This window comes from Candidatus Protochlamydia naegleriophila (assembly GCF_001499655.1).
GTDB lineage: Bacteria > Chlamydiota > Chlamydiia > Chlamydiales > Parachlamydiaceae > Protochlamydia > Protochlamydia naegleriophila.
Genome location: NZ_LN879502.1, coordinates 671,878 through 694,999, shown reverse-complemented (window position 1 = coordinate 694,999; position 23,122 = coordinate 671,878). Strand labels below are relative to the sequence as shown.

Genomic DNA, 23,122 nt, shown 5'->3' with positions numbered 1-23,122 from the left:
AAACTGTAGGTAAATTGGATAGAAAATGATAAGGGTTCGGGAAGCACCCGATTGATAAGATAGCAATCCGGGAATAAGAAGGGCAAAGTTGCTATCCTTAAAACAGAACAATCATCGCTGATTTGAAGTCAGCCCAAGCTGCCTCTAACTATCATAAGTGTCTTAAAACCATGAACCTCTTACAAACGGCTAGATTTTTGCGCCTAACCGGTTTAAAAAATCGACGGCATTTTGATAAGCCAATTGATGCACAATCGATTCGCTAAGCTTTAATTCCTTTCGGATAAACTCGATTAAAGCCGGATAACAAGACGCATCCGGATAGCGTTTAAAGAATAAGTCTTGCCCTTTGACTCGCTGAATTGTAGAAAAGTCACCTTCATAAAAAAAGTCGGATCCAAAGCACATGTATTTTTCGCCTCCAAGCTCTAACCAAAAAGCGAGATGTTGAAGAATGGCTTCTTCGCTTAATCCAACAAAAGGGCCGTAAAGATTGAGCCCAACAATCGCCCTTCTTCGAAATAATTCTTTAGCAATATCTGTCGGCAAGTTGCGAGGCACATTTTTAATTGCGCGTGCATTTGAATGGCTAGCCATTAAAGGTATGTCCAAACCTTTATTTTCAATGTAATCAATCATCTCGTAAGCCAAAGGATCGGATGCATGGCTTAAGTCAATGGCTATTCCTTGACCATTCAGCTCTTCCAATAAACGCTTGCCATCTTCTTTTAAGCCGCAATTCGTCAATGCGCCGCCCCCAAACCGATTTTCTGTATTCCAGGTTAGACTAATATACAAGGGCTTACCCACATCCCGAATAACTGCCTGTAAGCGGTTTATACCGTCTTTAAGAGGTTCCTCCTCGCCACAAAAACCAGATGCATTTTCAAAAGCCATCAAAAGAGCAACAGGATCGGTTTGCCCTGGCATGCTAAAAGGCATTTGCCCCCTTTTAACGTCCTTGGGATAAAGCAACGCTAATTGACGGTAAAGTTGGACTTGAGCCATTCCCTTTTTGACCGATAAAGGACCGGTATGGGTAAAATTGGCTAAGGTCTGAAGTTTAACATGACCCTTCATCAGCTGCGGAAACGAGCAACGTACAACTGAATCGTAGGGGGTGCGAGCCGGATTTTCTTCTAAATAGCAAAGAAGATCGCAATGAAGATCTGCTACGGGAATCATGTTATCCATCATAGAGTGAGATTAGGGGGGTGAGAAAATTAATCTTGCCACCCCTTATACACCAATGAACCGGAAAATTGGAAATCTATTCGCATACAAAGAGAAGTTTTTGGCCGATGGAACAACAACCTTGCAAAATCTCTTACCTGGCAGGCGTTTTTAGAAAACGCCTGCCACAAGCATAGTGCATTATTGACCCTGGCTAGCCTTAATAGCTGCATCAACCTTGGCCTTGATTGCCGATAAATTGAAAGAGGCTGGCGCTTGCATAGGAGGATAATCAATAGCTGTCAAGGCAAGCTTTTCAACCTCCTTTTGAACGCTGACAAAGCGCCAAAACTGGCGTGCATAGAAGTCGTTCATATAGCCGCCACCCAAGTGGTTTAGGCTCTCCCCGCGAATGGCAGGCGTTCTCTCAAATGGATCTTGGCGGAGGTTTACAATAGTCGGCATATCGGTCGTCACTTTCTCTCCTGGCCATCCCCAAGGCTGTTGGAAAAATTGGAATTTGAAATTATCAATCCGAATGGCGCCAAGCTCTGCTCCACCAAAATAGAAGATCTCATGCCTGGCTGAAGGCCCTTTTCCGAGCAGCAGATTCAACTGATTGTACCCATCGAGGTGATTTTTGTACGTTTGCTCTCCGAGCTTCACGCCTTTGAGTAGCTGATCCGTGATATCAGCATTGCCAGCTATTGCCAGGAGCGTTGGAAACCAGTCGAGACCAGAGAAAATGCCATTTTCAATCACCCCAGCTTTAATGTGGCCAGGCCAACGGGCAATGCACGGAACCCGAAAACCGCCTTCAAATACCGTTCCCTTAGTTGCCCGAAAGGGTGTCATGCCCCCATCCGGCCAAGTAAAAACTTCTGCTCCATTGTCAGTCGTGAAAATAACGATAGTGTTATTCGCCTCCCCAATCTCCTCTAAATGCTTAAGAAGCTTGCCAATACTATCATCCATTTGAGCCATTCCGGCTTCTTCTACATTGTAATTGTTCGAGGGATTCATCATCGCCTGATACTTAGGCGAAAGATAAGTAAAAACGTGCATGCGCGTGGTATTGTGCCAAATGAAAAACGGCTTGCCATCTGATTTAGCCTTATCCATGAAGTCACTAGAGCTTTTAACAATCACGTCATCAAAGGTTTGCATATCATACTTAGCTGGGCGACTAACCTGCCAATTCTGCCTATCCTTCATGTCTGGAAATGGCGCCAATGGCCCTTCATCCACAATTTTCTGTTTGCCAACCTTGCCCCATCGCGGCTGCTCTGTCGGATCATCGACATTTGTTGCCCAGCTATGAATGAGATTGCGCGGACCTGTTTTATCAATCCATTCCTGTGGATAATCAAACCAGTAAGGATCTGACATCGCATCAAGGTGATAGAGATAGCCAAAATATTCGTCAAATCCATGCACAGTCGGCAGATATTTGTTTAAGTCGCCTAAGTGGTTTTTGCCGAATTGACCCGTGCTATAGCCAAGCGCCTTGAGTGCTGTGGCGATCGTACATGCCTGGGCCGGGAGTCCAACATCCGCTCCCGCCTGCCCAACAGTCGTTAACCCCGTACGGATTGGGAGCTGCCCTGTAATAAAATTCGCGCGGCCTGCTGTACAGCTGGCTTCGGCATAGTAATCTGTAAATAGCATCCCCTCACTCGCAAGCTTGTCAAGATTGGGCGTCTTACCAGACATGACACCGCGGTGATAAGCACCTATGTTGAACCAGCCTACGTCATCGCCCATGATGACTAAAATATTGGGTTTCTTAGCATTCGTTTGAGCCGCATCGTTAGCGCCGAAAAGCGGGATCGACACAAACAAGAAGGCCACACTGGAAAGGAATTGACTCCATTTCATATATTTCCTCATTTTTCTTAGTTTGATCATTTCTAATCCCGCATTCCAGTGATATTACAGCGGCTAGGCGAGTGCTATTTGGGATCTTAGTTATTTCATATTTTGCAAGCTGAATTCAGTCAAGTTTTAATTTTAAATAGAGCAGACAGTCACTCTCGCATTCTACAGCAATTAACTAGAAGCCGAAATAGGTGAGACTTAAGAAGGGAACCAATAGCGAGTCTTCGCTTAAAGACTCGCTAATTAAGAATCTAGAAGATAAAAACCGTTAGCTATTGAATCGCGCTTTCGAGCCAATTTTTACCAGATTCCCAAATCGAACGATACTGAGCAACCGTTTGCACGCTTTCAGGACCGCGTTGTCTGCGCCCTTCCAAAACGAGATCGTCGATGACTTGATTTAAATTAGAGGCATCAACTTTGCCTTGCCTAATCAATCGCTTTAAAGCCGCTGCCACAAGCACGGTTCCAGTTCTGCCAACACCTGCTCGGCAATGAATAATGACCTGTTGTTTTTTAGACAGAGCTTCTTCGACTAGATCAACAATCTGATTGAGTTCACTCAATCGATCATCCAAACCCCTATGATCATCCCATCCCGTATAGTGAATGCGACGAGCATCTATTTTCTTCCTTCCCTCATCACCGCTATAGCGATATTCCTTTAAATTGAAGGTTAACGTTTTTTCATCCGTACAATTAATTGTCGTACCATTTATTGACAGCGTCTCTCCTTTAGAAAGGGGAACGTAAGACACCAGCCCTTTTTGCATATCACCTTGATTAGTCAAATCAACTATCAAAGCATCCTTATCGCATAGCATCCAAAATAGGGGTATGTGCAAAGGATACTGCGTGGCAATGCAAGTTGCGTCAGCCAAAGTGACGTGATTAGCGTGCAAATACAAACCCTCGGGAGATCCGATCCCTACCCATGTCGCTAAAGGACAAAAAATATCGTCAAAACGGCAGCTTTGATTACACAAGAGCAGCTCAATCTGTGCTCCCTCTTTGACTTCCGCAAACATCGCTTGCGTCTTCTTTCTCAATCGGTCGAACTCTGTTTTAAAATCTATAGTCGAAAAAGCTTTGCTAACAGGCTGTATCTGTAAGAAGATAGTTTCTAAATCTTTAGAAAGATTCAACGTTGAAGATTCATCTCTAACAGTAGTCGGAAACAGATGAGTGATATCATCTTGTTTCTCTTTCTCCGCTTTAAAATCAGAACGTGCCTTGGCAAATTGATACCCCTCATGAAGCTGCTTCATCGTCGACTTTGCAACTCCATCGATCGGCGATGTATCGAGCACCAATTCTTGACTGTTTTTTAAAAAGGTATCATTAATACTATCTGCTGATAAACTTAAAACATCACAATTCATATAAACCTATAAATTATTAAAATACAAAATCGTGATCCGATATTAAATAACACACTATTTTCAAACAATATCTTTCATTATTTGATTAAATAAATATGATTCACTATGGTGTCATCAAGGATTAAAGAACGAACAAGAAATCGGATGATCGATCTTAAGTGAGCATTGGCTCCAAGGATGAATCTTAATTTGAACTTTGGATTTTAGTCTAAAAGGGTCAATGGTGCGATGTTTGCCAATCTATTTTTTATGCTGCTTGTATTAGCACTGCTGAATTATGTTCCCGATTTACAGCCTCAGATGTGGGGAACGACTCCTCAAGAAGGTTTTGAATGGGGGCTGCTCCTTTATTTGTTTCTAATCCTTATTTTATATCTGCAAGCTAGGTGGTGGTCGCAAAGCAATCAACGCCTTCGCAATGCTTATTCCTTACTCGTCCAAGTAGAGCTGCTTGTGTTTTTGAGCATCTATCATATTGGCTTGGGAGCTCAACGCGTATGGATGATTGGATCTTTTACCACTCCTTTTACACTTTTTGCGCTTATGCTCTATTTAGGAGGCCTTGGCTGGGCTCACTATTGGCAACATCTTCTCGTCTTTCGCCATTCAGCCAAACATGCGTGGAAACAAGCAGTCAATCAACTGTTATTCATCGTTCCCTTTTGCCTCCCCTTTCTCATCTTTAGCTTTGTGTTCGACATTCTGGGTCAATTTCCCGCTTGGTATCGATTTATGCATGCATCGAATACTCTTTTGCAAGGAGTTCTTCTGGTTGGAATCAGCCTCACTCTCTTGACAATTGCTATTGGGATCATGCCTCCCCTCATGATAAGATGTTGGCAATGTCAACCCATTCAAAATAAGGACTTAATGGAACATTTAGAAAAGGTTTGCGAAAGCCTCCGTTTTAAGCATGCTGGAATCTACATGTGGATGATCATGAAACATCACTTCACAGCTGGAATCATCGGCATCTTCCCATTTACACGCTATATTATGTTTACTCCTCCCTTATTAGCACGCTTTCAAAAAGAAGAAATCGAGGCCATTCTCGTTCATGAAATCGGACATAATCGCTACAGGCACTTGCTGATTTACCCTTTTATTTTGATGGGCATGCTTCTTGCTGGAGCAGCCGGCTTGCTCTTTTTAAATCGCTATCTCATTACTTTGAATTTGATGGATATTTCAGAAAAGAGTGGGGAGATCCTTGTAACGGCTCTTTTATTTGGATGCTACGCTCTTCTGCTAGCTCTCTATTTCCGCCTAATCTTCGGCTTTTTTTCCCGTTTGTTTGAAAGACAGGCCGACCTTCACATTTTTGAGCATACCCTTCCGCCAAGCTATCTCATTCAAGCCCTCGATCGCATTGGTATCGTCACAGGTAATTCTCACAATCATCCAAGTTGGCATCACTTTAGCATTCAACAACGCATTCAATTTTTAGAAGCCGCCATTGCCAATCCACAACTCGTCAGACAGCATCATCGCCGCGTCAAAAAATGGCTTTGGCTTTATTTTATTGCATTGATAGCAGGCAGCGGAGCCCTTTTTTATTTAAGTTCTTTCCAGGCAGCTTGAAGCAAAAACTTTGGGAATACTATAAAATACTACCTACAGTTTTTGCTTCAACCTACCTAGGAAATAATCTTACATGTAGGCATTATGAATTTGACAACACGCCCTAGTATGAAAAAGATGTCAGATAAGGATACTATTATGGTCACACCCATCCCTAATAGCTTGGCTGAAATGAAGAAGCTCATCGACCAACATCGAACTGAATGGCTTCAAGATTATTACACTTTTTTAAGTTTTCCAAGCATCAGCTCCGAACCTCAGTTTAAAGAATCCATGCAGGCCTGTGCTGACTGGATTATGAATTATTTAAAAGCCCTTCGTTTTTCTGTCGAACTTTGGCCGACGAATGAACATCCCGTTATTTTTGCATCTAACTTAGAAGCCGGACCCGATAAACCGACCCTGCTCATTTACAATCACTACGATGTTCAGCCAGTCGATCCTCTCAATGAATGGCTATCCGATCCCTTTAATCCAACTCTTAGGGAAGGGGAAGTATATGCAAGAGGCGCTCAGGACAATAAAGGACAGTGTTTTTACGTTCTGCAAGCCTTAAAATTCTATATCGACCAGCATGGCAAGCTTCCCCTTAATGTCAAGCTTTGTATCGAAGGGGAAGAAGAGATGGGCAGTGCCGGACTCTCTCGCCTACTCGCTGCAAAAAAAGTTCCTTTACAATCTGATTATGTGGCGATTGTCGATTTAGGCCTGCGCGATGCACAGATCCCAGCCGTTACGCTCGGGATCCGAGGCATCCTGACCATGGAAGTTGAAGTCCAAGGTTCTCATACAGATCTCCATTCAGGCTCACATGGCGGCATTGTCATCAATCCCATTCATGCCTTAGTAAGCATGCTTGCCTCCTTGCGAGACGCTAAAGGAAAAATCACAGTTCCTGGTTTTTACGACAACGTCGAAGAAATGTCTTTAGAAGAGCGTTCTTTAGTCTCTTTCCACCTTGATCTAGCAGACTATCAAAACGTGACCGGCGCCTATCCTGGAGGCGGAGAAAAAGACCGTACGGCTTTAGAACGAGCTTGGGTAAGGCCAACTCTTGAAATTAATGGCATTCATGGCGGCTATACAGGCAAAGGTTTTAAAACGGTGATTCCTGCCAAAGCTTTTGCAAAACTCTCCTGCAGGCTCGTTCCCAATCAAAATCCTGAAACAATCGCCAAACTGATCGAAAATCATTTAAAAGAAGTCGCCCCCCAAGGAATTCAAGTGCGCGTCAATATTCATCAAGGGCAAGGAAAGGCTGTGAGAGTAAGCTCGCAGGCACAAGTCGTTAAATCTTTTTCCACCGCTTTCCAAGAAGTCTTTGGAGTGCCTTGCGAATTTATATTTGAGGGAGCATCGATTCCCATTGTCCCCGAATTAGCAGCCGCATGCAGTGGTGAAGTCATCCTGCTTGGGCTTGGATTGACAACGGATCAAATCCACGCACCCAATGAACATTTTGGAGTGGACCGCCTTGAAAAAGGAATGCTCATCATAGCAAGAGCCATTGAATTACTGGCCGAGCACCCACCAAAAGCACCTCTGAGCAATAATTAATCCATTAAAGCAAAAAGGGCAGGAAACACCTGCCCTTTTTGCTGAATTGGTTTAACAATTAAACAACCTGTAAAAGCATTTGGCGTTGCATAATTTGAGACAAATTATCGTGGATTTCTTGTGCATCTTTTGTATCGCGCTTGCTGAAGTAATTGTATCCAAGCTTGTATAGTGCAAATACACCAGCCGCAGCTCCTGTTACAAGGCCTGCGCCCATTAGCAGGCTAGATGCCATTAAACCACCAGCAACAGCCATTGATCCGCTTAAAAAGAAGAGCGCTACCATCGCAATCTTATGCGTTCTATTCGTCTGCTGACGGCTTAAAATTGCACTCGTTTTATCAGCGACCTGATCGATCATGTCGACCAATATCCCGTCTTGTGCATTATAAACTTCTTTATTTGTCTCCCATCGATCTTTTAACGTTTGAAACTTGACGCTTCCTTCCTGCTCGTCTTCATTCTGAGCAATAGCCTTGCCCAAGAAATAAGCAGAAACACCTGCAACAATCAAGCCAGCAACAACCGCAAAAGCACGCATTCCTGTATCATCTTTCCCTTCATTATTCATATGGTAGTGATTGTCGCTGCGGCTAGAAAAGACATTGTATTCTCTGCGAGATAAATCGACGTAAAGGGGAGCGGCTACCACGTTATTGTCACGAGGTTGGGCTTGAGCTTGTTGAAAATGCAAGGGCTCATTGACAGGCAAGACAGAAGAAGCAGCTTCTTGTGCTTTAGCCAATAACTGGTTGGTTGCTGTATTCATGGCTTGCGTTAGAACAGGTCTTACAGTCTGTGGCATATAAGGGTTAAAGCCAGTCTGGTAAGTTTGTGAGTATGTTGGAATCGGGTAAGTTGTCTGAGGCATTTCTAAAGGCATTTCTTGAAAAGGTGCCGAAGGCGTGTATAGATTAGGATAAAGCGTTGGATACTGTGTAACATTATAGGGGTAGCTCATCTGGTCTCCTTGTTTTTTATTTGTTACTAATAATCTAAAACAATTCATTAAAATTTATTTAAAAGATTTATAAAGATTGCATCAATGCACTTAATTATAAAAGTTTAGCGACTCTGCTTTTGCTAATCCGGTCCTAAGGTAGTGGCTGGCCTGTTAGGATTGTCAAGCTCTTTACCCTTTTTCTTCGATAGAGGTTCGGCTTGACAAATCGAGAAAAAAACGAGTAAAAAAGTGGAATTCACGTCAAACAAGGAGAAGAACAATGACAGATCGAACTTCATTATTTTTCAAATTAGCTATTCTTTGCTCAGGTGTCGCTTTTGTAGCCTCTTCATTTATGGCAAGCGATCGCAATCAAACACAGGAGCTAAATGGCAATCGTACAGAAGATATCAAACGCCTTTCCAATAAAGAAACCGTGGCTGATTTTAGAGGCGTAGCCAAAAAAGCTATTCCCGCTGTCGTTTCGATCAAAGTTCAAAGTAAAAAAAGGCCACAATTATACGGTGGAGATAGTCAATCCGAAAACTACTTTGATTTTTTTGGAGGAGAAGATCTGTGGGGCTTTTTCGGACTACCCAAACGCGATTCCCGTTCTCAGCCCTTTTCTGGGCAAGCATCGGGAGTCATTGTAAGCCCAGATGGTTATATTCTAACCAATAGCCACGTCGTCCATGATATGACAAGCATCTCAGTTCAGCTGACTGATGGCAGAGAATTCTCGGCTAAGGTACTGGGAGAAGATACCAATAGTGACTTAGCTCTGATTAAAATCGATGCCAGCAATTTGCCCCATCTATCCTTGGGCAATTCAGATGACTTAGAAGTTGGGCAGTGGGTGGCTGCAATCGGCAATCCATTCGGCTTACAAGCCACTCTAACAGTCGGCGTCGTCAGTGCTAAAAGCCGGAATAACTTAGACATTGTGCGCTATGAAGACTTTATCCAAACCGATGCTTCGATCAACCGAGGCAATTCTGGCGGCCCTCTTCTCACATTAGACGGAGAAGTCATTGGCATCAATACTGCCATTGCAACAAATACCTCTTCAGGTTACATGGGAATCGGCTTCTCAATCCCAAGCAACATGGCCAAACACGTAATGGATGAAATTCTGGCCGACGGCAAAGTGTCTCGCGGCTTTTTAGGCGTCTCCTTGCAATCAATTGATTACAATTTAGCGCAGGCCTTTGGATTGAACAAGATTGAAGGTGCGCTTGTGGCCAACATTGTAAAAAATTCACCTGCCGAAAAGGCTGGCATCCAAGTCGAAGACATCATTTTGAAAATCGATGATCAACCTGTCGCAAATGCGGCCAATTTACGCAATGCCATTTACCGCATGAAGCCTGGAACACGCGTTACTCTAACTATTTTGCGCAAGGAGAAGAACATTCAGCTGCCGCTAGAAATTGGTGACTTTTCCGAAGAAAAAACAATCGTTAGAGACACTCAAAAGAGCCAGTTAGGTATTGAGGTGGGCAACTTAACCCCCGAAATTGCGCAAAATTTGGGCTACGGCGAAGAAAAAGGTGTTGTGATTACAAAAGTTAATCCGAATTCTGCTGCAAATTTTGCCGGTTTGAAAAAAGGCGCTCTAATCATGGCTGTCAACCGTCAAAAGGTTGAAAGCATTGAGCAGTACAATAATGCTTTGCAAATGACTCCTCAGAACCGCCCCATTCTCTTACAAATCAAACAGGGCAATACCTACTTGTTTGTCTCTTTGCGCTCAGAGTAGGCATCTAAAAAATTCAGACATGGACCGCCGTTATGAGCTGCTAAGCGAAGAGCGGCGGGCCACTAGAAATAAACCGGAAGAGCCAGCTTTATCCAATCCTATTTACGAATAGCGAGTCTGATCCAGATTCGTAAAACAACTACCCTCTCATGATCTCGATGTATATTTCGAAGAGATTCCAAATGGAAGCATTTCTTGGATGGCTTTAGGAGATCTAAACGACAAATTATATATTGCTTAATTGTAACCACACATGAAACTTATCTTTACCTCTATTAGCGCAGAGAGTGACTGAAAAAATGGGGATTATTTGAAGGCAAAAAAGAAACTCAAGGGAAAGATCAAATCCTTACGCTCTTGCATCACACCTCAGCTAGAACCCATTAATCACACAAGACTCACTACAAGGGGCCTGCCAAAGCCCTTTTTGAGATAAAAGATCTAGAATTTGCGGAATTGCTTCCCTCGCGGCCTTGCAGCCGGCTTCATAAACAAGTTCATGGTTACGATCATCAAATAAGCCAATATCCCCCATTTCCGGACGAATGATCACATCAGCCCCCTCTACACAGCTCTCGCTTTGCAACAGAAATTTAATTTCTGCCGAACGAGTCGCCACGCCAAACAAATTTGTTGGACAAGTCTTAGGAAGCAATTCACTCAGATCTACTGCCACAACAACTTGAGCATTCATTTTCTTAGCTATGCAAACAGGAACAGGATCGGCCACACCTCCATCTACAAGGAGGCGGTCATGCAATAAAACAGGGGTAAAAACAAAAGGAACGGCCGCAGAGGCATGAACTGCAGGGATAATGGGGCCAGAATTTAAGCAGATCAATTCCCCTTCCAATAAATCGGTTGCTACAACACACAGCGGAATGCTTAACTGTTCAAAACAACGTGTTTTTAAATTCCTTCTGAGAAATTTTCTAAGCGATCCTCCTTGCACAAAGCCATAACGACAGCACCATACATTAATATCTAAGATATCCCATTTCCTTAACGGCTTAAGTAGTTGCTTCACATAACATGCCCGAGGATAATCGGCATATAGCGCGCCCACAATGCTTCCAGCACTGCAACCGATAATGACATCTATTGGAATCTGTGCCCGCTCAAACTCCTCTAAAACACCAACATGAGCCATCCCACGAGCACCTCCGCCACCCAAAACAAGCGCTAAACGCACCTCAGAAGGAGGACTGCACTCAGGAACCGGACTGGGAGTATCAGGCAAATCAAACTTGGTTTCACAGCCCGTTAAGAATACGGCCAATAAACCCAACAAAAAAAATGCATGAAAAAAACGCCTCGAACAAGGACCATCCAAAAGAAAAAAATCAAAAACAGTCATGAGTATATCGCTATGCAATGCGATGACAAGTCTCTTAATGCTATCTTAGAACTCATCATTCGGGTTTCGTTGTTTCAGCAGCCACGCCCATTTCATCAACCAATCACACCTAAGGCTTAATCACTTACACTTTTCTTTATTCTATCATCTCCAGAGAAAGCGAGTATAGTCGTTCATCTCCCCAAGAGCAATAAAAATTCTTTGTATTTAAAAAGTAATTAATGTTTTTTTCCTCTCCTAAAACCCCCATTCACAACCAACTGATTATTAGCAATAAACAATTTATTTGAGTTTGCAATCTTCCCATTAAAATTTTAAGATGCTGCTTCTCAACTCTTAGGCATTGATTTAAACTTCTTTAAACGTTTAATGTGAGGTTTGCTATGATTAGATTAGGAAAGCAAATAGTTGGACTATTAACCTTAGCCACTTATTTATTAGGAGTTTCCATGGTAGAAGCAGCCGATACCCCATCTTCAAGGCATTGGGTGACAACGCTTGACCCTGTCGACCACATGAAAGCCTCATTTCCTCATAAAGCCATCGAAATGACATTCGACATCCCTTTTAAAAATACTCCCGCGCAAGGCCACTTACATCTTTTTTCAAGTTCCACAAAAACAGGCGTCTTTCTTTTAAGTGCTCTTGCCCTTCCGTCTGTCAACGAACACATTCTGGAAGAAGCAGCGTTCAAGCAGACGTTCGAGACGCATCTCGTTCCCCGCCTGTTTTATTCTCCACAACTCTTTCGCCGCAACCAGACGTTTTCTTCCAGTAATAATAAATTCAAAGGCAAGCCCGCCTTATCATTTCAATTTTCTTATCAGGACCGGCACGGCACAAGAATTTTAAAGGGAATTGCAACAGTTAAAGAACATACCCTATACACCCTTTTCTATCTGTCATCTAAAAATCAATTTAATGAAGCGGATTTACAGCAGTTCATTCAATCATTCGACTTGGAAGAGGTAGCAGCAAGTTCTGCCCAATCTTAAGATCGTGCCGCGAGCAGACTTTCCACTTTGCAGCATTGTTACCCCTGATTGTGCATTCCGCGGCCGCGGATTTTACACACACAATCGGGGGATTTAACGTTATAGCTGCTGACTTTTTAGCCACGCTTCAAATTCAGGCGTATGGCGAATCGCATCGAACTCTCGTTTGCGAACAATCGAAGCAAGATTAGTCAATCCCGACTGGACGGCGCAACGCAGCCAACCAACAGCTGGCCTTGCCTGTCCCATGATTGCATAAGATAGGGCATTGATAAGGGCGATATCGCTTGATTGATCTTGCTGATAAATTTCGTTACCAATTTCAGTTGCTATTTCCCACTCTTGCAATCGAAAAGCTAGCTGTTGAAGCATTTCTAAATAATCGGTTGAAAGATGCCTTTTAATGGACATGAGCCATTCATATGCTTGCTTGTAGTGTCCTTGTTCGGCAAGAATACGCGCCATATATTGTGTAGCCGTCAAGTAAATGACCCCTTTACTGACCTGTTCTCTTATCGTAATAAATTTTGCCAGCGCGTCGTTTTGCCGACCAACTCTTAACTCTTCTATAGCCTCTTTCAGCAACGTTTGCAAATGGCTGTCGTTATCATGTGGAGTCATCTTACTAATCTCTGTCCAGGAGCGATAGCTTTCGAAACCCATCATTAAAAATAGAGCTCCCACAAAAAATTGCTGAGAAATAAAAAAGTAAAGGCTAAGCAAACAGGCTAAGACAATGCTTAAAATAAAGGCGATTTTTAAACCGTTGAATCCAAATATGCCTTCCAGCAAAATACGCAAGAGATGCCCGCCGTCCAATGGAAGGACTGGCAAAAGATTTAGAAGAGTCCAGAATAAATTGACGTTGATGGCAACTTCCATAGCATATCGTAAAAGAGGCATTTTCTCTTTTACTACATGCGGGAAGAGCCAGTAGGTTAAAAAAAACAACCCCAAACCAGCTAGCGGGCCGTTCAAGACGACCAAAAATTCTTGCCATTTCGCAAGCGTCTTTCCGCGCCTTTTAGTAACTCCTCCGAGGCCCACTAAATTAATTTCAGACTCTTGCCCAAAGGCCAAGGCTGTTAAGGCATGCCCATACTCATGAATGAGTACCGAAATCAAAATGACAACTGACCAGATGCTTGTGCCGAGTAATGATTGGCTATTAAGCCATCCAATCATCGCAATCAAGACCCAGAAAAATGGAAAAATGTGGATGGGTATACGCCCTGGAATGGAAATCATGTCAAGTCACATAGTTGTAAAGCTTTTTGAATGGCAAGCCCCATCTCGGCCGGAGTATCAGCTACAACAACTCCAGCATCTTTTAGGGCAGAAATCTTGCTAGAAGCTGTCCCTTGGTTGCCAGAAACAATGGCCCCTGCATGCCCCATACGCCTACCAGATGGCGCTGTCTGCCCTGCTATAAATGCAGCAACAGGCTTTGTGCTGTGCTGTTTGATCCATTCTGCCGCTTCTTCTTCTGCACTTCCGCCGATTTCCCCGATCAATAAAATAGCTTTAGTTTCTGGGTCTTTTTCAAACAGATAGAGAATATCAATAAAGTTTGTTCCATTGAGAGGGTCTCCTCCAATTCCGACGCAAGTCGATTGGCCAAGCCCAAGCGACGTGGTCTGCCAAACAGCTTCATATGTAAGCGTACCTGAGCGTGAAACGATGCCAATGTCCCCTTTTCGATGAATATAGCCAGGCATTATGCCCATTTTGCACTCTCCAGGAGTGATTACTCCAGGACAGTTGGGACCAACGAGGCGGCTTGTCTTGCTTGCTCGCATGATCTGGCTTACTTTGAGCATATCGCGGATGGGAATCCCTTCTGTAATGCAGACAATGAGCTCTATGCCGGCCTCTTCCGCCTCTAAAATAGCATCTTTAGCAAATGGAGGAGGCACAAAAATAAGGGAAGCATTGCACTGGGTTGCCTGTTTAGCCTCCCAAACCGTATCAAAAATGGGAAGCCCCAAAATCTCGCCCCCTCCTTTTCCGGGAGTGACTCCTCCAAAATAGGTAGGAGCGTAAAGCATCCCTTGCTCAGTATGAAAGCGCCCAGCCTTGCCTGTAATGCCTTGAGTAATAATGCGTGTATGCTGATTGACTAAAATAGCCATGCGTCTTTGTCCTACTTAAGAAGCTATCTTACTTTGCTAAATTAACTGCCTGTTCAGCAGCTTCTGTTAAATCTTTGGCGATTAAAATATGCAAGCCCGAATCATGAAGGAGTTGCTTTCCTTTTTCCACGTTTGTTCCCTCCATGCGCACAATCAAAGGAACATGGATCTGCATCCCTTTGGCGGCTTCAATAATGCCAGAGGCCAGCGTTTCGCAGTTCATGATTCCTCCAAAGATATTGATTAAAATAGCTTTTACCTTTGGATCTGAGAGAATAATGCGAAAGCCTTCGGCTACTTTTTCTTGGGAGGCGCCGCCCCCGACATCTAAAAAATTGGCAGGATGGCCGCCATGATACTGTATAAGATCCATTGTTGCCATGGCTAATCCCGCTCCATTTACCATGCATCCAATTTCACCATCTAAAGCAACATAAGCCAGTTCATGCTCTTGGGCCCGCGCTTCATTAGCAGATACTTGGCTTGGATCAAACCAAGCTTTTATCTCCGGTTGACGGAAAAGGGCATTGTCGTCGACCGACAGCTTTGCATCCAAAGCAAGAAACTCTCCCTCTTTAGTCTCCACAAGCGGATTGATTTCCAATAACGAGGCATCTGTTTCTTGAAAGGCTTTGACGAGTGCTGTGACGATTGCAATCCCTTGCTTAGCTTGCCCCTCCTTCCATCCCATAAATTTTGCAATGCGCTGTAAATGGTAGGAGCGAAACTCGCCCTCAAATGGGATCGGAAGAACAAGTACTTGATCTGGCTGCGAATGAGCAACGTGTTCGATATCCATTCCCCCGACAGGCGAGGCGATCAATACGCTTCTTGCACGCTCTCTACTGACTGTCACCCCTAAATAGAATTCCTTGGCAATGGAAACCGCTGGAGAAATCAGCACCTGATGAGCTACCATCCCCTCTGGCCCTGTTTGCTCATTGATTATTTTTTTACCTAAAAGCTCTTTTACCGTTTGCAAAATAGCTTGTGGGCTATTTGCCAACTTTACTCCACCAGCTTTTCCCCTACCGCCTGCATGGACTTGCACTTTGATAATTACGGATTCAAGGTGATGGGACTGCACAAGAGCCTCGACCTCATCGATGGAAGATACAACATAGAAATCTGGTACGGGAATCCCATACCTTTGAAGAACCTGTTTGGCTTGATACTCATGTGTATTCATTATTAACCTGCCAGTTTGAATAAGATCTTCACCTTTTTTCTTTTTATGTGCTAAGCTTTTTTTAAAGTATTCTAAAAAAGTAGTATATATAAATGGCTGAAATATTGGCTTCCGCTTGCCGAAAACCTACTTTTCAATTGCGCTATGAAATCTAAATTTTTAATTTTCTTCACTCCATTGGAAGCCAGCGAAAAGGATAATCAATAGCATGGTATTGCAATTTTTAAAATCAGGTTACGCCAAAGTCAAATCGGCACTTTCGCGCGCTCGCTCGCTCCTTGGCGAAAAGCTTACAGCTCTTTTTCAAGGCAAAATCGACGAAAACACGCTCGAACAGCTTGAACAAGCGCTGTATGAGGCCGATTTCGGCGTCAAGACTGCTTCTGAGCTGACCCAAAAAGTTCGCGACATGCATCGTGAAAATCCTACGCTCAAAACAACCGACTACTTGGCTGCCTTGCGCACTCACCTGGTCTCTTTGCTCAATCAATATCCGACGCAATTAGCTGACGCTAATCCAGAACAGCTCCCCCAAGTCATTTTAATCGTAGGTGTAAACGGCAACGGCAAAACAACATCGGTTGCCAAATTAGCCAATCTCTTTCATCAAAATGGAAAAAAAGTCTTAGTGGGTGCAGCCGACACCTTCCGCGCTGCTGCAATCGAACAACTCGAAATGTGGGCCCACAAGCTCCACATCGACATTGTCAAGGGAAACCCCAAAAGCGATCCTGCAGCCGTTGCCTTCGACTCCATCCAGGCAGCCAAAGCGCGCCAATGCGACGTCGTCCTCATCGATACAGCGGGACGCCTCCACACTAAAACACCGCTCATGCAAGAATTGGAAAAAATTAAACGCTCCTGTCAAAAAGCTTCGATCGGCGGACCGCATGAAACATTACTTGTTTTAGACGCAACGACGGGGCAAAACGCCATCGAACAGGCGAAGCACTTCCATAAATTTACGCCCATTACAGGACTCATTTTAACTAAATTAGATGGAACGGCCAAAGGCGGTATTGTCGTTGCCATTCAACGCGAACTTGGCATTCCAGTGAAGTTTATTGGGACAGGAGAGGGTGCCGACGACCTGCAACCTTTCGATGCACAAGCCTTTGTATCCAATCTGTTTGAATAAGGGGATTTTATGGCCTATACTGTGGTAGGGTATTATACAGAGCAAACAAGCTATGCCGAAGAAATTCAGAACTTAGCAGCCAGTTTAAAATGCTTTAACCTGCCCATGGACCTGGTCGGCATTCCAACCCAAGGAAGCTGGCAGGCCAACACCCAATATAAGGCCTATTTTATTAAGCAGATGCTCATCCGCCACTATCCAAGGGATATTTTGTATTTAGACGCCGATGCGAGAGTCCAACAATACCCAGCCCTCTTCGACAAGGCCGATTTTGATTTAGCCGTTTTTTATTGGCATAATAAAGAGCTCATCAGCAGCACCCTTTACTTTGCCAACAATCCAAAAACGTTTGAGCTCGTCGAGCGCTGGATAGCTTGCTGCTTTGAAAATCTCGATATTTGGGACCAAAAGGTTCTGCAATACGTCATTCAAGAATCGAAAGATCTCAATCTCAGTATTAAAATGCTCCCTCCCTCTTATTGCCAAATATTCGATTTGATGCAAGATGAGGGAGAGCCAGTGATCGAGCAATTTCAGGCAAGCCGCCGTTTTAAAGATGAGATCGACGGTACGGCAGACTAAAGTACCGGTAGAACTGCTAGAAGGATAAATAGAACTCTCATATTTAGAGACTAAAAGGCGTTGATTGCGTCCAGTAAGCGGCTTCTCTTGCTTTTAATAGAGTTTCATAGCCTTGCCCACTATTAGATTTGGCTGCAGCTATGTAGATTGTTGAAGTAGTAAGAATCCAGTATGCGCCAGGCCCGACCTTTAATATCGTGTTGAATCTTTTCATCACTGAAACTAAGTTCAAAATTAATAGCCTTCTCACTTGTGAGCAAAGGCTCACATCTTTGTTTAAAGTCTAGACATTTCCACTCGTCAAGTGTGACTTTCTTTGGAATACAGCCAAATTTGACATAAAAAGGAACACCCGAAGTTGTCGAATTGACAGTTAATTTTTTACATCCTTTAGCAAGGGCCTCTTCGATTGCCAAAGACATGAGTAAAGTAGCATGCCCCCGGCGCTCATAAGAGGGATCGACAGCTAGTATCGACGGATGAACAGTCTGAGTTCTAGAATCAAGCCAATATTCGATATAGCCTTCAAAAATTTTTAAACTCTTATTCTTTATCACAATATATCTTGTCAGACTTTCTTTTGACTTAAAGGATTCTTTTGCAATGTCCCAAGCTTCGTCTAAATAATCGCTTGCAATGTCATCAATTCTATCAAATAAATTCTTAAGAGGATCCTGAGTCTTAAAGGGATGGTTTTTATAAGAAATAAGATCCTTAGCTTTAAGGCGCCTAATCTTTAATCTACCGTATGACAAGGCATCGCCATAGCGCTCTAAGATTCCATCCAAGGGATCAAATGATTCACCACTATTTTCGGCCAGCCCCATAGAATGATCATTCTCTAAATCGTTGTCTAATCCCATAGGATGATCGGTACTATTGACCATTATTCCATTTACAAAACCAGTCACTTGCACAACAAAACCTTATTAATACAAACAATATTAATATAAACAAATATTAATATAAACAAATTTTAACAAACCTAAATTATAAACAAAAAAGTTTTCAGTATAAAAAAAAAATAGGCATGAGCCTGCTCAACGCAAAATCATTCAATTACGTTTTCATTTTAATCACAAATTGCTACTCTGCGCTTAAATGCCAGCCACGCTAAAAGGTCTATTAGCCTTAAAACTCAACTTACTAATATTAAACGATCAACGCATTATAAGAGCTCAATTTTCAGATTCATTAATAGATCTTCTGTTAAGCAATGATAACTTGTCTAACAAGGAACACATGAAAATAGAAAAAGAAATTTTGGGTGACGTCTTATACTTAAAGCTCACCACTTCCACTCTCGACATCACTGTTTCCAATGAATTTAAGAATCAGGTCATTGAAAACATTGGATCGGGTAAAGAACGGCTTCTGCTCGACTTGTCTGAAATCGAAACGATTGACTCGAGCGGGCTGAGCGCACTGATTGGAATTTACAAGGCTTTAGAGGATAAAGATAATCTGCATATTTATGGCTTAAAACACAAAGTCATTAAGCTGTTTGAAATCACGGGGCTCGTCAAACTATTCCACTTCTACTCTTCCAAAGACGAAGCCTGTAAATTTTAAATTATGGCAATCTTTCGATCACATGACAAGAAAGGTGGCATTCGATCGCGCATTAAAATCCACGCCTCTTTTCCTTAGCCACTGCTTGTAGAGTTCTGGAAATGCTTCATCTTTCCAACCAACAGTCCAATTAAGAATCAGTGTCGACAAATCGCCTGCAAAGGAGAGCATCGTCGATGAAAAAACATAGAGAGGCCGTTTGTGAAATACAAGGCGACTCATACAATCGATTTTCAGCATCGCGCTTGTTTTAAAAAATGCCTGGATAATCGTTAAATTGATGGCAAGCTTTAGCCCCTCTTGATACCACCTAACCTCACCATGTCCAAACAGCCGATTAAACAGAGGCACGATTAAAGCATGAATCACTGAAGCCAGCGCGGCTATCACTCCCATGCGCAAGGGCTGGTTAAACTGGGCTTGTTCCCATGAATTAGCGGTCAATAAAGCCGCGGTAAACGTGTACAAAGCGCTGCGGCAAGCGGCAGCTCCTGTATTGCTTGGCAGACTCGCATAATAAGATTGAATCTGATTCGAAATCGCATCTATGACCATGTATGCACCATTTTTGATCTATGCAATGCATCTTTTGACTCCATTGCAGTAACATGCCACTCACACAACTAAATAGGTAGAATTATCGTCCGTGTCAAATTTAATTCCCCAAGTACCAAGCCAATTTCTTGCGTGAGTAACGGCTTCCTCATCCAATGCCCCAATACAGCTGATGGTCAAATCTATTCCAAGTCTTGCTACATGGGTCGACATGAACCAAAAAGCCGCTTTTTGAAAGACCAATTCTTGCACTTTGAAGGCCGCAGCCTGCCTGACCAATAAGCTCGTAGCCGTGACATCGATGATGAATCGAATGGTCTCTTGATGCCATTTAATTCTCTGATTTTCAAAGATATAATTAAAAAACGGATTGGTTAAGGCATGAATCAAAGTCGCTAGAGCAGCTGCCCCTGCCGTGATTAAAGGGCGAGTCAGCTGAATTGTTCTGGAATCAATGCTCCCTATAATGAAAGAAATCGAAAAAGAATACAACGCGCTGCGAAACATTGAGGGAAGTGTATTCGCAGGCAGCTGTGCATAATAAACATGAAAGCGATCTTGAATAGTATTAAAAATCATTTAAACCTCCAATAATCAGAGACACTCACTGCCTAAGTCTGTGAACATCTGCTCTTTATTTTTTATATAACCAAACCTTTTTAAAAACTTTATTTGAATATTTTACAATGAAAATCGCTTTTTAAAAGGCTGGCTATCCAAACCCGCTTTCCAACTTTAAAATCGATTGGCGAAGGGTAAGGGCTTAAGAATGCATAGAAAAATTTAGCTTTCACATTGCTCAAAAGCCAATTATTCAGGTACTTTGTATAGAAAATACTCAAACGGACTTTGCTAAAACCGATAGCCAACAATACACTCATGAAAAGTAAAACCATTCTCATCGTAGGCGGAGCGGGCTACATTGGCTCCCATGTCAATAAAATGCTCAACCAGGCGGGTTATCAAACCATCGTCATCGATAATTTAAGTCGCGGACGAGCAGAAACTGTTCTTTATGGCACCTTTGTACAAGGCGATATTGCCGACACGGTTTTTCTCAATCAATTTTTTGAACAGCACTCCATCGATGCAGTTATGCATTTTGCAGCCTACATCGATGTGGGCGAATCGGTTTATGATCCAGCCAAATACTATCAAAACAATGTCGCCAATACACTCAACCTCTTGATGGCAATGATCCGCCATCAGATCAAAACATTCATCTTTTCCTCTACGGCCGCTCTTTTCGGTGAGCCTTTGACTCCCATGATCAATGAGGAGCACCCCTGCCACCCCCTCAATCCTTACGGGGAAAGCAAATGGATGGTAGAAAAAATTCTACGCGACTTTGAAACGGCCTATGGCCTGCGCTATTCATGCCTGCGCTACTTCAATGCGGCTGGCGGCGACCCCGAAGGGAAAATCAAGAATTATCAGGCCAGAACATCCAACCTCATACCTCTTATTCTCAAGAGCCTGAAAAAAGACAATGGGTCGATTACAATTTATGGGACTGATTATCCGACCCCCGACGGAACGTGTATCAGGGACTACATCCACATAGAGGATTTAGGCCGCGCTCATATTACAGCCTTGGAAGAACTTCTTGCCGGACACTCCTCAAGCCATTACAATCTGGGAAACGGCAAAGGATTCAGCGTCCGAGAAGTTATTCAAACCGTCGAAAAAGTCTTGGGAAAGACTGTTCAGACAATCGAAGGAGAGCGACGCCCTGGGGATACTCCAATTTTATTGGCCGATGCAAGTAAGGCTGCCAAAGCATTGAACTGGCATCCTCAATACTCTCTCGAAAAGATGATTGAGCATGCTTGGAAAGCTTTAGATTAAATCTTCTCTAAAGAAAGAATTCGAATAATAAACGTTAAACTTTTGTTAAATATAAAATTTAAATCATAAAAATTATAATTGAAATTAAATAAAATTATTTTTATAATATTAGTGATTATAAATAATAAACAAAGGGTTAGCATGTTTTCAACAGTAGATAATAATAAAATCAACTATGTAGCTATTCAAAATTCTGATGAAAAAAAACAAGATCTTATTAAAGCAATACCAGATGAACTTGTTTTAGAAGTTTTTTCTCACTTAAATCTCGCTACACTTAGCACAATTTGTTGTGTTAGCAAGCAGTGGAAACAATTAGCAAGCCAGCCTATTGTATGGAAGATCGCCATGTATAATGAAATAGCTTTCGGCAATAGTAAATGGGCTAAATATTTTGGGAAAGATGTGATAAAAAACGAAGACACTAAAGAAGAATTTTCATCTTTACCTTTCGATGCTTTTATTGAGGACTGCAAAAAATTCAAAAACCTATTTCCTGGAAAAAGTGCAAAAGATAGTCTTATGCTTGTGAGGCTTCCTAAAACTCTTAATGGGCAACTCACCTTAAAAAACCTTGGAGAGCTGGCCAAAAAATATTTTCCAACTAGTGATGCGGGTTATGATAAAGGATACCTTTGGCCCCCTGTTCTTGCCGAAGGAGGAGATAAGACAATTGATCAATCGCAATGGGTGCTGATGACAAATGATCTCCTTCCTGATAGCAGAAGTAAAAACTATGCTGAACATCAAGCTATGATCGCTAATCTTGCTCAACAAAAACTAATCGGCTACGAAATTCCTGAGATAATAGAATCTACCGCTTGTATTTTGGCACAACACTTTAAAACGAACTCTGTTGGCGATTCAGAAAATCCCTTCTATAATGGGTGTACCTATACTGTTTGTAAAGATAACATTCAAGGCAGCCATACACTTGTGGGAGGCTTAAAAAATTCCGGTCTGAGAATCTACTACCACAATCAGCCCGGTTTTGCCACTGGCGTTGCGGCTCTGCGCAAGCCTTAAGGTCATTGATTCTTTCGGTCAAGGATCTTTTTGATCCTTGACTTCACGATCTCGAAAATAAAATACTCTGGCTATTCTAGAATAGACTCATAAACAAAAATCAATACTAATTAAAAAAACTCCAATAACTATCTAAATAAAACAGCAACGTAAACAACTAAAAATCAGCGATTATCGTTATATTATAATTTTAATTTGACAAAACAATTAATTATTACTATAATAAAAATATAGGAGGTTAAAAGTAATTAACAAGGTGAATTAAAAACCACGTATTAGAGAGGCGAAAGAGGGTAGATCTAAAGTTAAGCGATTGTAGAGTTGTAGCTCCAAGCTAGAGCTTTACAGGATATAAAATATAGATCTACCCCCATTCGCCCCTCACTGATACGTGAAGCGCGATTCGTGACCACTTTTTCTTAGTCTATTTGAAGTGAAACAGTTGAAGTGTGTTA

General features: G+C 42.5%; 20 protein-coding genes. 9 read left to right on the top strand and 11 right to left on the bottom strand.

Annotation, left to right across the window (positions count from 1 at the left end; translation table 11 throughout):
• Positions 1-189: 189 nt before the first annotated feature.
• From PNK_RS02860 to PNK_RS02850, 3 genes are all read right to left on the bottom strand, one after another.
• The gene (locus PNK_RS02860) at positions 190-1,185 is read right to left on the bottom strand and encodes a dipeptidase (protein WP_059060183.1); all 996 of its coding nucleotides are present in this window, start codon (positions 1,183-1,185) and stop codon (positions 190-192) included.
• Positions 1,186-1,374: 189 nt separating this feature from the next.
• On the bottom strand, positions 1,375-3,051 hold the full coding sequence (locus PNK_RS02855; RefSeq protein WP_079992777.1) for an arylsulfatase: 1,677 nt from the start codon (positions 3,049-3,051) through the stop codon (positions 1,375-1,377).
• Positions 3,052-3,323: 272 nt separating this feature from the next.
• Entirely contained in the window at positions 3,324-4,433 is a 1,110-nt protein-coding gene (locus PNK_RS02850) for a protein-tyrosine phosphatase family protein (protein WP_059060181.1), read from the bottom strand.
• A 228-nt stretch (positions 4,434-4,661) separates the two neighbouring features.
• Between PNK_RS02850 and PNK_RS02845 the strand changes: the two genes are divergently transcribed.
• The gene (locus PNK_RS02845; protein ID WP_059060179.1) at positions 4,662-6,014 is read left to right on the top strand and encodes a M48 family metallopeptidase; all 1,353 of its coding nucleotides are present in this window, start codon (positions 4,662-4,664) and stop codon (positions 6,012-6,014) included.
• Positions 6,015-6,152: 138 nt separating this feature from the next.
• Positions 6,153-7,571 (top strand): dipeptidase, encoded by a 1,419-nt coding sequence (locus PNK_RS02840; protein WP_032125146.1) that lies wholly within the window; start codon positions 6,153-6,155, stop codon positions 7,569-7,571.
• Positions 7,572-7,629: 58 nt separating this feature from the next.
• Here PNK_RS02840 and PNK_RS02835 read toward each other — a convergent pair whose 3' ends face one another.
• Positions 7,630-8,532, bottom strand: a complete 903-nt coding sequence (locus tag PNK_RS02835; protein ID WP_059060177.1) for a hypothetical protein — start codon at positions 8,530-8,532, stop codon at positions 7,630-7,632.
• A 262-nt stretch (positions 8,533-8,794) separates the two neighbouring features.
• Between PNK_RS02835 and PNK_RS02830 the strand changes: the two genes are divergently transcribed.
• Positions 8,795-10,273 (top strand): DegQ family serine endoprotease, encoded by a 1,479-nt coding sequence (locus tag PNK_RS02830; RefSeq protein ID WP_032125144.1) that lies wholly within the window; start codon positions 8,795-8,797, stop codon positions 10,271-10,273.
• A 373-nt stretch (positions 10,274-10,646) separates the two neighbouring features.
• Here PNK_RS02830 and PNK_RS02825 read toward each other — a convergent pair whose 3' ends face one another.
• Positions 10,647-11,630 carry a patatin-like phospholipase family protein gene (locus PNK_RS02825; RefSeq protein ID WP_059060175.1) on the bottom strand — a complete coding sequence of 328 codons (984 nt, stop codon included), beginning with the start codon at positions 11,628-11,630 and terminating at the stop codon, positions 10,647-10,649.
• A gap of 383 nt (positions 11,631-12,013) precedes the next feature.
• On the opposite strand from PNK_RS02825, the gene PNK_RS02820 reads away from it, so the two are divergent.
• Entirely contained in the window at positions 12,014-12,625 is a 612-nt protein-coding gene (locus tag PNK_RS02820) for a hypothetical protein (RefSeq protein ID WP_032125143.1), read from the top strand.
• 99 nt (positions 12,626-12,724) lie between these two features.
• On the opposite strand, the gene PNK_RS02815 is transcribed toward PNK_RS02820, so the two are convergent.
• Genes PNK_RS02815 through sucC form a run of 3 tightly spaced genes read right to left on the bottom strand, consistent with a single transcriptional unit; the run spans position 12,725 to position 15,946 of the window.
• Positions 12,725-13,873 carry a site-2 protease family protein gene (locus PNK_RS02815; protein WP_059060173.1) on the bottom strand — a complete coding sequence of 383 codons (1,149 nt, stop codon included), beginning with the start codon at positions 13,871-13,873 and terminating at the stop codon, positions 12,725-12,727.
• Positions 13,870-14,757: a succinate--CoA ligase subunit alpha gene (gene sucD / locus PNK_RS02810; protein WP_059060171.1), complete on the bottom strand. Its 888-nt coding sequence runs from the start codon at positions 14,755-14,757 to the stop codon at positions 13,870-13,872. Before sucD ends, PNK_RS02815 begins: the two co-directional genes overlap by 4 nt.
• Positions 14,758-14,785: 28 nt before the next feature.
• Positions 14,786-15,946, bottom strand: coding sequence for an ADP-forming succinate--CoA ligase subunit beta (sucC, locus tag PNK_RS02805; protein WP_059060169.1), 1,161 nt, complete (start codon positions 15,944-15,946; stop codon positions 14,786-14,788).
• Between the two features lie 208 nt (positions 15,947-16,154).
• Between sucC and ftsY the strand changes: the two genes are divergently transcribed.
• Both ftsY and PNK_RS02795 read left to right on the top strand, forming a co-directional pair.
• Complete coding sequence (gene ftsY, locus PNK_RS02800) at positions 16,155-17,084, top strand: signal recognition particle-docking protein FtsY (RefSeq protein ID WP_032125139.1); 930 nt, start codon at positions 16,155-16,157, stop codon at positions 17,082-17,084.
• A gap of 9 nt (positions 17,085-17,093) precedes the next feature.
• Positions 17,094-17,666 carry a putative nucleotide-diphospho-sugar transferase gene (locus PNK_RS02795; RefSeq protein WP_032125138.1) on the top strand — a complete coding sequence of 191 codons (573 nt, stop codon included), beginning with the start codon at positions 17,094-17,096 and terminating at the stop codon, positions 17,664-17,666.
• A 122-nt stretch (positions 17,667-17,788) separates the two neighbouring features.
• On the opposite strand, the gene PNK_RS02790 is transcribed toward PNK_RS02795, so the two are convergent.
• On the bottom strand, positions 17,789-18,583 hold the full coding sequence (locus PNK_RS02790; RefSeq protein ID WP_158021673.1) for a GNAT family N-acetyltransferase: 795 nt from the start codon (positions 18,581-18,583) through the stop codon (positions 17,789-17,791).
• Positions 18,584-18,908: 325 nt separating this feature from the next.
• On the opposite strand from PNK_RS02790, the gene PNK_RS02785 reads away from it, so the two are divergent.
• Positions 18,909-19,238 carry an STAS domain-containing protein gene (locus PNK_RS02785; protein ID WP_051981877.1) on the top strand — a complete coding sequence of 110 codons (330 nt, stop codon included), beginning with the start codon at positions 18,909-18,911 and terminating at the stop codon, positions 19,236-19,238.
• 18 nt (positions 19,239-19,256) lie between these two features.
• On the opposite strand, the gene PNK_RS02780 is transcribed toward PNK_RS02785, so the two are convergent.
• Both PNK_RS02780 and PNK_RS02775 read right to left on the bottom strand, forming a co-directional pair.
• Positions 19,257-19,793: a hypothetical protein gene (locus PNK_RS02780; protein ID WP_032125136.1), complete on the bottom strand. Its 537-nt coding sequence runs from the start codon at positions 19,791-19,793 to the stop codon at positions 19,257-19,259.
• A 60-nt stretch (positions 19,794-19,853) separates the two neighbouring features.
• Entirely contained in the window at positions 19,854-20,372 is a 519-nt protein-coding gene (locus tag PNK_RS02775) for a hypothetical protein (RefSeq protein WP_032125135.1), read from the bottom strand.
• A 300-nt stretch (positions 20,373-20,672) separates the two neighbouring features.
• Here PNK_RS02775 and galE point away from each other — a divergent pair, with 300 nt between their 5' ends.
• On the top strand, positions 20,673-21,641 hold the full coding sequence (galE, locus tag PNK_RS02765; RefSeq protein WP_059060165.1) for a UDP-glucose 4-epimerase GalE: 969 nt from the start codon (positions 20,673-20,675) through the stop codon (positions 21,639-21,641).
• Between the two features lie 141 nt (positions 21,642-21,782).
• Positions 21,783-22,667, top strand: a complete 885-nt coding sequence (locus tag PNK_RS02760; RefSeq protein WP_059060162.1) for an F-box protein — start codon at positions 21,783-21,785, stop codon at positions 22,665-22,667.
• Positions 22,668-23,122: the final 455 nt, after the last annotated feature.